The following is a 211-nucleotide window of genomic DNA, read 5'->3' as shown; positions in this document are numbered from 1 at the left end:
TCGCCGTGCTGGTGCTGTACGTCCTGCAACTGCTGCACCTGCCGGAGTCGGCGTACGGCCTGGTGATGGCGTCGTTCGCCGCCGGAGCCCTGCTGGGAGCCGTGCTGACGGCCCGGTTCACCCTGCGGGTCGGCGAGCGGCGCAGCGTGCTGGTTGCGCTGGCGATGTTCGGGGTGTCGACCGTGGTGCTGGGGGTGTGGCCGCAGGTGGT

1 pseudogene is annotated in these 211 nt (G+C 71.6%); it reads left to right on the top strand.

Annotated features, from left to right (window positions below):
• Positions 1-211: pseudogene (locus BN358_RS10170) on the top strand (MFS transporter); the annotation flags it as partial.

This window comes from Sedimentibacter sp. B4 (assembly GCF_000309315.1).
In the GTDB taxonomy this organism is placed as follows: Bacteria; Bacillota; Clostridia; order Tissierellales; family Sedimentibacteraceae; genus Sedimentibacter; species Sedimentibacter saalensis.
This window is presented reverse-complemented; position numbering and strand designations above follow the sequence as displayed.